The organism is Pseudomonas sp. NPDC089407 (genome assembly GCF_044900445.1).
Lineage (GTDB): Bacteria > Pseudomonadota > Gammaproteobacteria > Pseudomonadales > Pseudomonadaceae > Aquipseudomonas.
Map to the genome: position 1 here is coordinate 15,647 of NZ_JBJDNB010000008.1, position 14,256 is coordinate 29,902.

General features: G+C 63.6%; 9 protein-coding genes and 1 pseudogene. 5 read left to right on the top strand and 5 right to left on the bottom strand.

Annotated elements, in window-relative coordinates; genetic code table 11:
- The first annotated feature begins 56 nt into the window (after positions 1–56).
- Together ACI2KG_RS08275 and ACI2KG_RS08280 are read left to right on the top strand one after the other, a co-directional pair.
- Complete coding sequence (locus ACI2KG_RS08275) at positions 57–947, top strand: LysR family transcriptional regulator (protein ID WP_404661541.1); 891 nt, start codon at positions 57–59, stop codon at positions 945–947.
- Between the two features lie 170 nt (positions 948–1,117).
- Entirely contained in the window at positions 1,118–2,512 is a 1,395-nt protein-coding gene (locus ACI2KG_RS08280) for a VOC family protein (RefSeq protein WP_404661542.1), read from the top strand.
- Positions 2,513–2,686: 174 nt separating this feature from the next.
- Here the strand turns inward: ACI2KG_RS08280 and ACI2KG_RS08285 are convergent, their stop codons facing one another.
- The 3 genes and pseudogenes from ACI2KG_RS08285 to ACI2KG_RS08295 form a co-directional block, all read right to left on the bottom strand.
- Complete coding sequence (locus ACI2KG_RS08285) at positions 2,687–3,547, bottom strand: methyl-accepting chemotaxis protein (protein WP_400613253.1); 861 nt, start codon at positions 3,545–3,547, stop codon at positions 2,687–2,689.
- Positions 3,542–4,585 (bottom strand): annotated as a pseudogene (locus ACI2KG_RS08290) (Cache 3/Cache 2 fusion domain-containing protein); the annotation flags it as partial. The gene ACI2KG_RS08285 and the pseudogene ACI2KG_RS08290, both read right to left, overlap by 6 nt.
- 333 nt (positions 4,586–4,918) lie before the next feature.
- Positions 4,919–5,845, bottom strand: coding sequence for a LysR substrate-binding domain-containing protein (locus ACI2KG_RS08295; protein ID WP_404661543.1), 927 nt, complete (start codon positions 5,843–5,845; stop codon positions 4,919–4,921).
- A gap of 155 nt (positions 5,846–6,000) precedes the next feature.
- Here ACI2KG_RS08295 and ACI2KG_RS08300 point away from each other — a divergent pair, with 155 nt between their 5' ends.
- A complete protein-coding gene (locus ACI2KG_RS08300) occupies positions 6,001–7,389 on the top strand; it encodes a NorM family multidrug efflux MATE transporter (RefSeq protein WP_404661545.1) in 1,389 nt (462 codons plus the stop codon).
- Between the two features lie 123 nt (positions 7,390–7,512).
- On the opposite strand, the gene ACI2KG_RS08305 is transcribed toward ACI2KG_RS08300, so the two are convergent.
- Positions 7,513–9,177 (bottom strand): putative bifunctional diguanylate cyclase/phosphodiesterase, encoded by a 1,665-nt coding sequence (locus ACI2KG_RS08305; RefSeq protein ID WP_404661546.1) that lies wholly within the window; start codon positions 9,175–9,177, stop codon positions 7,513–7,515.
- A 297-nt stretch (positions 9,178–9,474) separates the two neighbouring features.
- On the opposite strand from ACI2KG_RS08305, the gene rep reads away from it, so the two are divergent.
- Together rep and ACI2KG_RS08315 are read left to right on the top strand one after the other, a co-directional pair.
- A complete protein-coding gene (gene rep / locus ACI2KG_RS08310) occupies positions 9,475–11,484 on the top strand; it encodes a DNA helicase Rep (RefSeq protein WP_400612801.1) in 2,010 nt (669 codons plus the stop codon).
- 65 nt (positions 11,485–11,549) lie between these two features.
- Positions 11,550–12,122 (top strand): xanthine phosphoribosyltransferase, encoded by a 573-nt coding sequence (locus ACI2KG_RS08315; RefSeq protein WP_400612804.1) that lies wholly within the window; start codon positions 11,550–11,552, stop codon positions 12,120–12,122.
- A 119-nt stretch (positions 12,123–12,241) separates the two neighbouring features.
- On the opposite strand, the gene ACI2KG_RS08320 is transcribed toward ACI2KG_RS08315, so the two are convergent.
- Positions 12,242–14,098, bottom strand: coding sequence for an acetyl-CoA hydrolase/transferase C-terminal domain-containing protein (locus ACI2KG_RS08320; RefSeq protein ID WP_404661547.1), 1,857 nt, complete (start codon positions 14,096–14,098; stop codon positions 12,242–12,244).
- Positions 14,099–14,256 lie beyond the last annotated feature (158 nt).

Sequence of the window (14,256 nt, forward strand, 5' to 3'; positions counted from 1 at the left end):
GACCTTTATTCCGCATATCATTCCGTCAGGTAATGATTCGAGCCGCAGAGACCGCTATGTCCAAACGCCTGGTGCCTTCCATGACCGCCCTGCAGTGCTTTGAAGCTGCAGCCCGCCATTTGAGCTTTACCCGTGCCGCCGAAGAACTGCACCTGACACAGAGCGCGGTCAGCAAGCAGGTGGCGCAGCTGGAAGACATGCTGCGCCACCACCTGTTCCTGCGCATTCGCCGGCGCCTGCAGCTGACCCCGGCGGGCAGCCTGTACCTGGCGGAGGTCAACAAGATCCTCACCCAGGTGGACATGTCCAGCCGCTACGTACTCACCTACGGCGAGCAGACCGAAATTTTGAAGGTAGCCACTCAACCGAGTTTTGGCGTGCGTTGGTTGATCCCGCACCTCAAGGGTTTTGGCAAACGGCACAGCAATATCCACCTGGATATCCGCAACGAGATGGAGCCGTTCGCCCTGCTGCAAGGTTCGGCGGATGTGGTGTTCTTTTATGGCCAGGGCACATGGCCGGGGGCCAGCTGCGTAGAGCTGTTCCGCGAAGAGGTGGTGCCGGTGTGCGCGCCGGAGCTGCTGGCCGGGCGTGAGCTGGGCGGGGCCGAGGAGCTGGCCGAACTTGTGCTGTTGCAGAGTACGTCGCGGCCAGAGGCCTGGCATGAGTGGTTCCTGGAGCAGGGCCTGCAGAGCGTCAGCGCCTACCATGGGCCGCGCTTCGATACGTTCTATATGGCGTTGAGCGCGGCGCAGGCCGGGTGTGGGGTGGCGTTGGTGCCGCGTTACCTGGCGGCCAAAGAGCTGGCTGACGGTAGCCTGGTGGTGCCGTGGAACCATGCGATGCGCAGTGCCGGGGCGCATTACCTGGCGTATGCCGAGCATGCGGCGGAGGTGCCCAAGGTAAGGGCATTGGTGGAATGGATTCGTGAGCAGTTGCAGGCTTGAGATTGCCGGGGCCGCTCTGCGGCCCATCGCCGGCAAGCCAGCTCCCACAGGTTCTGCACAGAGCTGAAGGTCGATCAAAAAAGGAATGACACACTCACTTTTTTTCGCTTGTGAGCCAAGTGCATTCCCAGCTTTCATGTAAGCGTCCGAACCTAACCAGGAAGCTAGCGATGCCCGCCCATGATTTCGTCAGCCCAGACAGCATCCGCGCGCAGTTCTCTGCCGCCATGTCGCTCATGTACAAACAGGAAGTGCCGCTGTACGGCACGCTGCTGGAGCTGGTGAGCGAAATCAACCAGCAGGTCATGGCCCAGCAGCCTGCCGTGGCCGAGGCCCTGCGCTGGACCGGCGAAATCGAGCGCCTGGACCACGAGCGCCACGGCGCCATCCGTGTCGGCACCGCCGAAGAGCTGGCCACCATCGCCCGCCTGTTCGCGGTGATGGGCATGCAGCCGGTCGGCTACTACGACCTCAGCTCTGCCGGGGTGCCGGTACACTCCACCGCTTTCCGCGCTGTGCACGAGCAATCGTTGCACGTTAGCCCGTTCCGCGTGTTCACTTCGCTGCTGCGCCTGGAACTGATCGACAACCTGCAACTGCGCGAGCTGGCGCAAGGCATTCTGGCCAAGCGCCAGATCTTCACTGCCCGCGCCCTCGAACTGATCGCCCAATGCGAACGCGATGGTGGCCTGAATGCCGCCGATGCCGAGGCGTTCGTGCAGGAAGCGCTGCATACCTTCCGCTGGCACCATGACGCTACCGTCACCGCTGAGCAGTACCAGCAATTGCACGACCAGCACCGCCTGGTTGCCGATGTGGTGGCCTTCAAGGGCCCGCACATCAACCACCTGACGCCGCGCACCCTGGACATCGATGCGATCCAGGTCGGCATGCCGGCCAAGGGCATACCGCCAAAGGCCGTGGTCGAAGGGCCGCCAACTCGTCGCCACCCGATTCTGCTGCGCCAGACCAGCTTCAAGGCCCTGCAGGAGAAGGTTGCTTTCAGCGACCAGCAAGGCAGCGAAGGCAGCCACACCGCCCGCTTTGGCGAGATTGAACAGCGGGGTGCGGCGCTGACGCCGAAAGGCCGCCAGCTGTACGACAAACTGCTGGATGCTACCCGTGCTGCCTTGGGCGGTGCGCCGGCTGAGGCCAACGCCGAGCGCTACATGGGGCTGTTGAAGGACAGCTTTACCGAATTCCCGGACGACCTCGCGCAGATGCGTGAGCAGGGTCTGGCGTATTTCCGCTACTTCGCCACCGAGAAGGGCCTGGCTGCGCGTGATCAGGAGGATCGCCCAACTACGCTGGAAGGCCTGATCGAGGCGGGCCATGTGCACTTCGAGGCGCTGGTTTACGAGGACTTCTTGCCAGTGAGTGCGGCGGGGATTTTTCAGTCCAACCTGGGGGACGATGCGCAGGCCGAATACGGCAGCAATGCCAACCGCGATGCCTTTGAAGCGGCATTGGGGCTGCAAGTGCAGGATGAACTGACGCTGTATGCGCAAAGCGAGCGGCGGTCGCTGCAGGCTTGTGCGCAGGCGTTGAACCTGGGTTCGATGTAAGGCTGCAGATCGCCGGGGCGCTTTGCGCCCCATTCGCGGGCACACCCGCTCTCATAGAACAACACATAACTCACTGATTTAGCAGGGGCCTGTGGGAGCCTGGCTTGCCAGCGATGAGGCCTGAACAGGCAACACAAGGCAGTTGCTCCCCCAGGTACCGCGCCCCCTTCGGTATCAGCGGAAACGGTCCACTTCCTGCCGTAACTGCGCCGCCAACCCTTCCAGCTCCCGCGCGGTAAAGGCCAGTTCATTGGCCACCTCGCGCTGCTCGCCGTTGGCCTGGGCAATGCTCTGCAAGTTGCGGCTCAGCACTGTCGCGGTGCTGCTCTGCTCCTGGGTCGCCGTACTGATCACGGCAAACTGCTCGCCCGCCGCACGGCTTTGCTCGTCGATACACGCCAGCGCCTGTGCCACTTTGTCGTTACGTTCCAGGCCTTCCTGCATCAGCTGGTTACCCTGCTCCAGGGTGGTAATGGCATGCCCGGTCTGCTGCTGGATGCTGGTAATCATCCCGGAAATTTCATCGGTGGCCTGACGGGTACGCGCGGCCAACCCCCGCACCTCATCCGCCACCACCGCAAAGCCGCGCCCCTGTTCACCGGCACGCGCCGCCTCGATGGCCGCATTCAATGCCAGCAGGTTGGTCTGCTCGGCGATCGCGGTGATCACGCTGATGATGCCGCCGATTTCTTGCGAGCGGGCCCCCAGGCTGTCCATCACCGTGGCAGTGCCGCCGAGGGCATCGGCAATCTGCTTCAACGAGCGAGATGCCTCATCCATGGCGTTGCGGCCAATGCGGGTCTGCTGGGCGTTGTCACGGGCCATGCGCTCGGTGCCCGCCATGTTGTCGGCGATGTTCATCGAGGTGGCGCTGAACTCCTCCACCGCGCCGGCCATGCTGGTGATCTCGCCGGACTGCTGGTCCATGCCTTCGCAGGCGCCAGCAGACAGGCCAGACAACGAACGGGCACGGGTGCTGACCTGCTCGGAGGCGCTGCGGATGTGCTCGACCATGGTCGACAGTGCCTCGCCCATCTTGTTGAAGCTGCGCGCCAGTTGCCCGATTTCATCATCGCTGGTCACGCTCAACCGCGCATTCAGGTCGCCTGCCCCAAGCGCTTCGGCCTGACGCACCAGGTCGTCCAGCGGGCGCAGCTTACGCCGCAGCAACCACAGCGTGGCCGCCACGGCCAACAGCATGGCCAGCGCGCTGCCGATGGCCAGGCGTAGGCCAACGCTCCAGGTCACCTCGCGGATTTCTGCCATCGGCATGCTCGCCACCACCGTCCAGGGGCCTTCGGCAAAGGGTGCGGTGGCATTGTACAGCTGCTGCTCGGCATTGGCCGGCGGCACCAGCCATTGGCCCTTCTCGTCCTGCAGGGCCAGCGAACCGGTCTGGCCGATGCGGAAGCGCTTGAGGTTGGCGAACTGGGTGTTCTGCGCATCGGTGTAGTCGAACCCGACGAACAACACGGCAATCACCCGGCCATCGCTGTCGCTTACCGGCACGTAGCGGGTCATGTAGTTACGCTCGAACAAAACGGCGCGGCCAACGTACATCTGCCCGGCCAGCAGCTTGAGGTAGGCCGGGTGCTGGCGATCGAGCTGGGTACCGATGGCGCGGCTGCCGTCCTGCTTTTTCAGGTTGGTGCTGATGCGCACGAAGTCGTCGCCGCTGCGCACGAACAACGTGGCGATGCCGGCGGTCATCTGCTGGAATTCGTCAACTAGCTGGAAGTCGTTGTTGAGCAGGTGCTCGCCGAGGTACAAGGCCGGCGTGGCCTGGCCGGCGACCTGCACGGTTTCACCGGCATGCCGTGACAGGCCCGAGGCGAAGCGGCGCTCGAACAGGCCGCTGAGGCGCTGGGTATTGTCCTTGAGCGAACTGTGGAAGGTGTCGAGCTGGTCGGCCAGCAAGCGCGCCTCACTGGCCAGGTGGGCCTGGCGTGTGGCGAGGTTGGCATCGTCCAGCGAACGCAGGGCGAACAAGGTACTGCCAGAGATGACCAACGCCAGCACGATGGCGAGGGCGACACCGAGTTGCGAGGCGATGCGGGCACGCGGTTGAGACATGAGGAAGCTCCAGGCAAGAGGCCGGGATCGTCCTGATCACGCTGACCACCCGATTATTTTTGACGGGAAGCGCGCCCTCTTTCGGGACGCTGGTGCCAATTGATCGGCGCCGCGGGCGAATACTTGAGTGCCGGGCCGGGGTATACGCAAACGTTTTCTATCGCCTGTTAGGGCCCTTTCGCGGGCTTGCTTTAATGCCAGTCAGTTAAGGCTACTGGGGCTGCTGCGCAGCCCATCGCAGGCAAGCCAGCTCCCACACCGATTGCACTGATCTCAAGCCATGCGCCGTACCTGTGGAAGCGGGTGAGCCCGCGAAGAGGCCATTTCAGGCCATCAAAGAGTCGCCAGGATTTCCACATCGGGCAGATCCATCGCCGCCACCTCCTGCTCAAGAAACGCACTCAACCGCCGCAACCGCTCCCCGCCACGCCGGGTACGCGGCCACACCAGGTAGTAATCCATGCCGCTTGGCACTGCCGTCGGCCAGGGCAGGCTCAGGCGCTTCTGCGCCACATCTTCGGCCACCATCAGCAAATCACCCATGGAAATCCCGTAACCACGCGCCGCCGCAATCATGCCCAGCTCCAGGGTGTCGAACACCTGCCCGCCCTTGAGCGACACCTTGTCGTCGAGGCCCATGCGCTCCAGCCATTCGCGCCAGTCGCGCTTGTCCACCGTGGGGTGCAGCAGCTCGATGCCGGCCAACCGGCAAACATCCCAGGGTTGTTCGTCGAGCAGGTCCGGCGCGCCGACCGGGATCAGCAGCTCCGGAAACAGCTTGCGCACCTCCCAGTCTGCCGGGAACACCCCATCGCTGAGCAACACCGCACAGTCGAACGGTTCCTGGTTGAAGTCCACATGGTCGACGTCCATCCAGGCGCTGGTCAGCTGCACCTCGTTGCCCGGCTGCAGGTGGCGAAAGCGGCTCAGGCACGCCAGCAACCAGCGCATCGTCAGCGTCGAAGGTGCCTTCATGCGCAGGATGTCATCTTCGCCGCACAAGGTCTCACACGCCCGCGCGAACGCGGCGAAGCCCTCACGCACCCCCGGCAGCAACACCCGCCCCGCTTCGGTCAGCTGCAGGCTGCGCCCGCTGCGCACGAACAAGCGGCAGGCGAAGTGCTCTTCCAGGGTGCGGATATGCCGGCTGACGGCGCTTTGGGTGATCGACAGCTCTTCGCCGGCACGGGTGAAGGAGCTGAGTCGTGCAGCCGCTTCGAATGCGCGCAAGGCATACAGCGGCGGTAGCTGGCGTGGCATGAGGCACCTGCAATATGGGCGTGAAAGGCGAATCACCAAAGAGCCTATATACATGAGTTCAACTCATGCCAACTATCGCTTTTATCCTTTTGTGCAAAGCTGACCGAAGCCTCAGAATCGCCCTTCGTTCATCACCTCAGGAAGAAGGACCGCCCATGCACGTCGCGCCCACCACTGAACTCAAGGCTTTGCTGCGCCTGGCCGGGCCGCTGATTGCCTCGCAGTTGGCGCACATGCTGATGGTGCTGACCGACACCCTGATGATGGCCCGCATCAGCCCGCAAGCCCTGGCCGGTGGCGGCCTGGGGGCAGCCAGCTACTCGTTCGTGTCGATCTTCTGCCTGGGCGTGATCGCCGCAGTCGGCACCCTGGTGGCAATCCGCAAGGGCGCCAACGACATCGAAGGCGCCACGCGCCTGGCCCAGAGCGGCCTGTGGCTGGCCTGGGGCCTGGCGCTGTTCGCCGCGCTGGTGCTGTGGAACCTTGAGCCTGTCTTGCTGATGTTTGGCCAGAAACCGGAGAACGTTGCCTCGGCCGCTGAGTTTCTTACCCTGCTGCCATTGGCGTTGCCCAGCTACCTGACCTTCATGGCCTTGCGTGGTTTTACCAGTGCCCTTGGCCGCTCGACCCCGGTCATGGTGATCAGCGTGGTCGGCACGGTGCTCAACTACCTGCTCAACGTGGCGCTGATCGAGGGCATGTTCGGCTTGCCCAAGCTGGGCCTGATGGGCATTGGCCTGGTCACTGCCGTGGTGTCGATGGGCATGGCCATTGCCCTGGCGCTGTACATCCGCTGGCACCCGGCCTATGTCGCCTACCCGCTGCGCAAGGGCCTGTCGCGCCCGTCGCTGCCGGCCCTGCGCGAACTGTGGCGGCTGGGCTTGCCGATTGGCGGCACCTACATGGTCGAAGTGGGCCTGTTCGCCTTTGCCGCGCTGTGCATGGGCGTGCTCGGCAGTACCGAGCTGGCGGCGCACCAGATTGCCCTGCAGATCGTGTCCACGGCGTTCATGGTGCCGACGGGCCTGTCGTATGCGGTCACCATGCGCGTGGGGCTGTATTACGGCGCCGGCAACCTGCTGGCAGCGCGCAGCGCCGGGCGGGTGGGTATCGGCTTTGGGGCGACGATCATGTTTGCCTTTGCGGCGCTGTTCTTGCTGTTGCCGGAAGCACTGGTGAGCCTGTTTATCGACCGTAACGACCCAGGCTTTGCAGCCATCTACCAACTGGCGGTGCAATTGCTGATGGTGGCGGCCTGGTTCGAGTTGTTCGATGGCATGCAGACCATTGCCATGGGCTCTATTCGCGGGCTGAAGGATGCCAAGACCACCTTCCTGATCGGGCTGTGCTGCTACTGGCTGGTGGGGGCACCGAGTGCCTGGCTGTTCGCGTTCAACCTGGGCGGTGGAGCGGTCGGGATCTGGTGGGGGTTGGCGCTGGGGCTGGCGTGTGCGGCGGTGGCACTGACCTTTGGTTTTGAGTGGCGGATGAAGCGGTTGCTGAGGAAAGCGGGTTTACCTGACAGGTCTGCGGTGTCTGTGTAATTGTCGGGGGCTGCTTTGCAGCCCATTCGCGGCACAAGGCCGCTCCCACAGCGGCCTGCATACGTCGATCAATGTGGGAGCGGCCTTGTGTCGCGATGGAGGGCGAAGCCCTCCCCTACGATGTCACAGGCTAACCAGCTTCGGCGCGCTGCAATTCAGCAAAAACGCCATCAACTCCCCCACCGGCAACGGCTTGCTGACCAGAAACCCCTGCACCTGGTCGCAACCAAACCCGCGCAGCAGTTCCAGTTGCTCTTCACTCTCAACCCCTTCGGCCACCACCTCGAGGTTGAGGTTGTGCGCCAGGTTGATCATGGCGTGCACCAGCTTGCGGTTTTCTTCGCGCATTTCCATTTCGGCAACAAAGCTGCGGTCGACCTTGAGCAAGGTGATCGGCAAGCTGTTGAGGTGCACGAACGAAGAAAAGCCAGTGCCAAAGTCATCCAGTGAGAAGCGCACGCCCAGCCGGCCCAGCGCGTCCATGGTCTGGCGCACCAGCTCGTTGCGGCGCATTACGGCCGTTTCGGTGAGTTCGAACTCGAGCCAGCGGGCATCCACGCCGTGCTCAAGGATCAGCCGGCTCAAGGTGGCCAGCAACTGGCTGTCCTGGAACTGGCGAAAGCTCAGGTTGACCGCCATGTGCAGCGGCTCCAGGCCACGCTCGCACAGCGCCTGCATGTCCCGCAGGGCACGGGAAATCACCCAGTAGCCCAACGGCACGATCAGGCCGCTCTGCTCGGCCAGCGGCACGAACTCGCTAGGCGGCAGCAGGCCACGTTCGGCATGCCGCCAGCGCACCAGCGCCTCGAGGCCGACGATGCGCCCGTCCGCCAGGTTCAGCCGTGGCTGGTAGTGCAGCTCCAGCTCGTCACGGCGCAGGGCGCGGCGCAGTTCGCTTTCCAGGTCGGCGAGGCTGCGGGCGTTGCGGTTGATGCGCTCGTTGAACACATGAAAGGTGCAGCCCTGGCTGCCCTTGGCCTGGCGCATGGCAATGTGCGCGTGCCACATCAGTGGGTCGGCGCCGCTGTGGGCACGGGCGTGAGCCAGGCCCAGGCTGCAGCCCAACAGCAGGCTTTCACCATCGATCCAGTAGGGTTCGGCCAGCGCCTCGACAATGCGCTCGGCAATCCACTCGGCGCGGTTGGCATCGCGGCGGGTGTCGATCAGCAGGGCGAACTCGTCGCTGCCCAGGCGCGCCAGCTGGTCGCCCGCTTCCAGCTGGTGCTTCAGGCGTGCCACCACCTGCAGGATCAGGCGGTCGCCACTCTGGTGGCCAAGCGCGTCGTTGACGTGGCGGAAGTTGTCCAGGTCCAGGTGGCCAAGGGCAACACCACGGCCTTCGTTCTCGGCCAGGCGTGCGGTAAGCAAGGCCTGAAAGCCCTGGCGGTTGGCGATGCCGGTCAGCGGGTCTTGTTCGGCCAGGCGCTGCAAGGTGGCGACCAGCACGCCGCGTTCACGCACATGGCGCAACGAGCGGCGCAGGGTGTCGGCGTTGAGCTGGTCACGTACCAGCCAGTCGCTGACGCCGCTGGGCGCCGTCTCTGGCTCGTGGTCCAGCAGCAGCATGGTCGGCAGCTCGCAACGCCCGGGCGCCGGCTGCAATGCCGCGGTTGCCAGGATCACCGCCTGGCGGTCCTGGCTGAACAGGCTGTCTACCGCCTCCCAGTTCGGCGCGGTCAACAGCACTGCGCTGCCGCCCAGTGCCTGCACGCATTCGCGTAGCAGCACGATCCATTCCGGCTCATCGGCCAACAGCAGCAAACGCAAAGGTTCGACAGGCGTGGACAAGCGGGCTCCTTAGGGCTTCACGGTGCAACGGGAGAGGTCGGGTATGCTACTGCATTAATGAAAATGATTTTCACTTTTACACATGCAGGCGCAGTGCAGCGCCCCGACGCATTTTGTCGTGCATCCTGCGCGAAACCAGACCCGCCGGCAAATACGATTTTTCCAGTACATGGCATTAGGCTGGCTAATACACCGAGCCTGCACAAAAGTCTGACTCAGACGTCAGACGGTCGCGCCACAACCGCCCCATGCCTGTTAGAATGCGCGGCTATTTTCTGGCGACCCCCGGTTTCTAGCATGTCCCGACTCAATCCCCGGCAGCAGGAAGCCCGTGACTACGTCGGCGGCCCTCTTTTGGTGCTCGCCGGTGCAGGCTCGGGCAAGACCAGCGTGATCACGCGCAAGATTGCCCACCTGATCCAGAACTGCGGCATCCGTGCCCAGTACATCGTGGCGATGACCTTTACCAACAAGGCCGCACGCGAGATGAAGGAGCGGGTCGCCACCTTGTTGCGCCCGGGGGAGGGCCGCGGCCTGACGGTGTGCACGTTCCACAACCTGGGCCTGAACATCATCCGCAAGGAACACGAGCGCCTGGGCTACAAGCCGGGCTTCTCGATCTTCGATGAGTCCGACATCAAGGCGTTGCTGTCGGACATCATGCAGAAGGAATACTCCGGCGACGACGGCATCGACGAGATCAAGAACATGATCGGTGCCTGGAAAAACGACCTGATCCTGCCGCCCGAGGCCCTGGAAAAGGCACGCAACCCGCGCGAGCAGACCGCGGCCATCGTCTACACCCACTACCAGCGCACGCTCAAGGCGTTCAACGCGGTGGACTTCGACGACCTGATCCTGCAGCCGGTCAAGCTGTTCCAGGAGCACCCCGAGGTGCTGGAGCGCTGGCAGAACCGCGTGCGTTACCTGCTGGTGGACGAATACCAGGACACCAACGCCAGCCAGTACCTGCTGGTGAAGATGCTGATCGGCATGCGCAACCAGTTCACCGTGGTAGGCGACGACGACCAGTCGATCTACGCCTGGCGCGGTGCCCGCCCCGAGAACCTGATGCTGCTCAAGGAGGACTACCCCTCCCTGAAGATCGTCATGCTGGAGCAGAACTACCGCTCCACCAGCCGCATCCTGCGCTGCGCCAACGTGCTGATCGCCAACAACCCGCATGCGTTCGAAAAGCAGCTGTGGAGCGAGATGGGCGTGGGCGACGAGATCCGCGTAATCCGCTGCAAGAACGAGGAAGCCGAGGCCGAACGCGTGGCCATGGAAATCCTCACCTTGCACCTGCGCACCAACCGCCCGTACAGCGACTTCGCCATCCTCTACCGCGGTAACTACCAGGCCAAGCTGATCGAACTGAAGCTGCAGCACCACCAGGTGCCGTATCGCCTGTCGGGCGGCAACAGCTTCTTCGGCCGCCAGGAGGTCAAGGACCTGATGGCCTACCTGCGCTTGCTGGTGAACCCGGACGATGACAACGCCTACCTGCGGGTGATCAACGTGCCGCGCCGCGAAATCGGCTCCACCACCCTGGAAAAGCTCGGTAACTACTCCACCGAGCGCGGCATTTCGATGTACGCCGCCAGCGAAGAGCTGGGCTTGGGCGAGCACCTGGACGCGCGCTACACCGAGCGCTTGCAGCGCTTCAAGCACTGGCTGGACGGGGTGCGCCACAAGGTTGCCCTGGAAGACCCGATTGCCGCGCTGCAAGAGATGATCCGTGACATCGACTACGAGAACTGGATCCGCCAGCAGACCGCCAGCGACAAGGCGGCTGAGTTCCGCATCAGCAACGTCTGGTTCCTGGTCGAAGCGCTGAAGAACACCCTCGAGAAGGATGAAGAGGGTGAGATGACCATCGAGGACGCCATCGGCAAGCTGGTGCTGCGCGACATGCTCGAGCGCCAGCAGGAAGAAGAAGAGAATGCCGAAGGTGTGCAGATGATGACCCTGCACGCCTCCAAGGGCCTGGAATTCCCTTACGTGTTCATCATGGGCATGGAAGAGGAAATCCTCCCGCACCGCTCCAGCATCGAGGCCGACACCATCGAAGAGGAACGCCGCCTGGCCTACGTGGGCATCACCCGCGCGCGCCAGACCCTGGCGTTCACCTTCGCTGCCAAGCGCAAGCAGTACGGTGAAATCATCGACTGCACGCCTAGCCGGTTCCTCGACGAACTGCCACCGGACGACCTGGCCTGGGAGGGCCTGGACGATGCGCCGGTCGAGGTGAAGGCCGCACGCGGCAACAACGCCCTGGCCGATATCCGGGCAATGCTCAAACGCTGATCAACCCTTATTCTTAAACTTTGCCGCTAGCTAGCGGCAACCTTTGTTACATCGAGGAAACTACAGTGGAAGCACTGCATCAGAAGATTCGCGAAGAAGGCATCGTGCTTTCCGACCAGGTTCTCAAAGTCGACGCGTTTCTCAACCACCAGATCGACCCGGCGCTGATGCAGCTGATCGGTGACGAGTTCGCCCGCCTGTTCGCCGATGCCGGCGTGACCAAGATCGTTACGATTGAAGCCTCGGGTATTGCCCCGGCGGTGATGACTGGCCTGAAGCTTGGCGTGCCGGTGATCTTCGCGCGCAAGCACCAGTCGCTGACCCTGACCGAGAACCTGCTGACTGCGACGGTGTACTCCTTCACCAAGCAGACCGAGAACACCGTGGCCATCTCGCCGCGCCACCTCAACAGCAGCGACCGCGTGCTGGTGATCGACGACTTCCTGGCCAACGGCAAGGCCTCGCAGGCGCTGATTTCGATCATCAAGCAAGCCGGCGCCACCGTGGCTGGCCTGGGCATTGTTATCGAGAAGTCGTTCCAGGGCGGCCGTGCCGAGCTGGACAGCCAGGGCTACCGCGTTGAGTCGCTGGCCCGGGTGAAGTCGCTGGAAGGTGGTGTGGTCAGCTTCATCGAGTGATGCCCATTGGGGCCGCTTTGCGGCCCATCGCGACACAAGGCCGCTCCTACAGGAAAACGCGATCCCTGTAGGAGCGGCCTTGTGTCGCGAAAGGGCTGCAAAGCAGCCCCGGCAGTCTTTCAGGTCGCCGCCAATCCTGCCAGCAACAACCGCTGATACAGCTCTTCCTTCAGCCCCTGCGGCTGCTCCAGCCCCATCCGCCCCAGATGCCGCTCATACCCCTCCGGCTCCGGCGCATCCAGCGCGGCCTTGCCCAGCTCCAATACCTCGCTCAGCTTGAACTTGCTCTTCAACCAGTTCAGCGCCCTCAACAAATCCCGCTCTTCAGCCGTAAAGTCCGTGCCCAGCGGATACTCCGGGAACAACCGCGCATGCCCCGCCCTGACAGCCTCCAGCCGCTGCGGCGTGTTGTCGGCAAAGCGTGTATCCAGCTGAAAATCCCTGGCCAGCTTACCGGCGCGCTTGGCCTGTTCGATCAGCCCCTGCTGGAACCGCGAATCACACACCGCCAGCAACCGCGCAATCACGTCGCTGTCGGTCTGCCCACGCAGGTCGGCAATGCCGTATTCGGTCACTACGATATCGCGCAGGTGCCGGGGGATGGTGCAGTGGCCATAAGCCCAGAAAATGTTCGACGTCACCTCCCCGCCCGCCTCGCGCCAGCTGCGCAACAGCAGGATCGAGCGCCCGCCCTCCAGCGCATGGCCTTGGGCAACGAAGTTGTACTGCCCGCCCACGCCACTGAGCACCCGGCCGTCTTCCAGCTGGTCGGCCACCCCGGCGCCAAGCAGGGTCATGCCGAACGCGGTGTTGATAAAGCGTGCATCGCGGCGCTGGCGGCGCTTGAGTTCCTCCTCCCCATACAGTTCGTTGATGAAGCTGATACGGGTCATGACGAACTGCGCACGCTGCTCCAGCGGCATCTCGCGCAAGCGCTGATAGAACGCCTGCGGGCCAAGGAAGAAGCCACCGTGCAATAACGCACCGTGCTCATCCGCCGGGCGTCGCAACAGGCCTGCCTCGGCCAGCACCAGCAGGCCGTTGACGAACATCTCGCTGCAGCCGTACAGGCCCTGGGCGAAGGTATCCAGCCCCCCTTCCCGCGCGATCAGCGCCTGCCACGGGCCGACATCCAGCGCGTCGAGCACTGCACGGTAGCCGGCGTTATCACCCTGGCGCGCCAGCAATGCCGCGGTCACCGCATCGCCCATGGCACCAATGCCGATCTGCAGGGTACCGCCGTCACGCACCAGGCTGCTGGCGTGCAGGCCGATGCAGTGGTCCTGGATGCCGACCGGCATGTTCGGCGTGGAGAACAGCCGGCGCTGCTCGGCTTCATCGAGCAACAGGTCGAAGGCGTCGATAGGCAGCTCGGCATCGCCCGGCATGTAGGGCAGCTCGGCATGCACCTGGCCGAGCATGAGGATCGTTTCGCCAGCAGCGCGGCGCTTGGCGATCATCGGCAACAGGTCGAGGGTGATATCGGGGTTGCAGGCCAGGCTCAGGTGGACCGGCCTTTCCGGAGTGGCGGCCACCAGCTGAGCGACCAGGTTCAGGCCCTTGGCGTTGATATCACGTGCGGCGTGGCTGTAGTTGCTGCTGACGTAATCCTGCTGAGCCGATTCGCTGTGCAGCAGGCTGCCCGGCTGCATGAAAAACTGCTCGACGCGAATGTTGGGTGGCAACGTGTCATTGCGCAGGTCGGCGAGGTAGGCGAGTTCTTCGTAGTCGGCGAAGACGCGTTCGACAAAGGGTTCGAGAAAGCGCCGTTGCAAACCATCACCCAGTGGCGGGCGGCCGAGGGACAGGGCCGTGTAGATAGTCAGCTGCCGTTCGGGCAGCTCGCGGACACGGGCGTAAAGCGCGTTGACGAAGGCGTTGGGCTTGCCCAGGCCCAGCGGCAGGCCCATGTGAATGTGGGCTGGCAGGCGCGCCAGGGCTTGCTCGACAGCCTGGTCGATGGAACAGAGGTGCATCGGGGCCTCCTGAGACATCCATGGGTTCAGGGGTTGGACATGGGTTCAAGCAGGTTGGTTGCCTGGGCGGGCCTCTTCGCGGGTAAACCCGCTCCTACAACAATCCGTGTGGTGCCTGGATCTTTGTAGGAGCGGCTCTAGCCGCGAAAGGGCCGGCA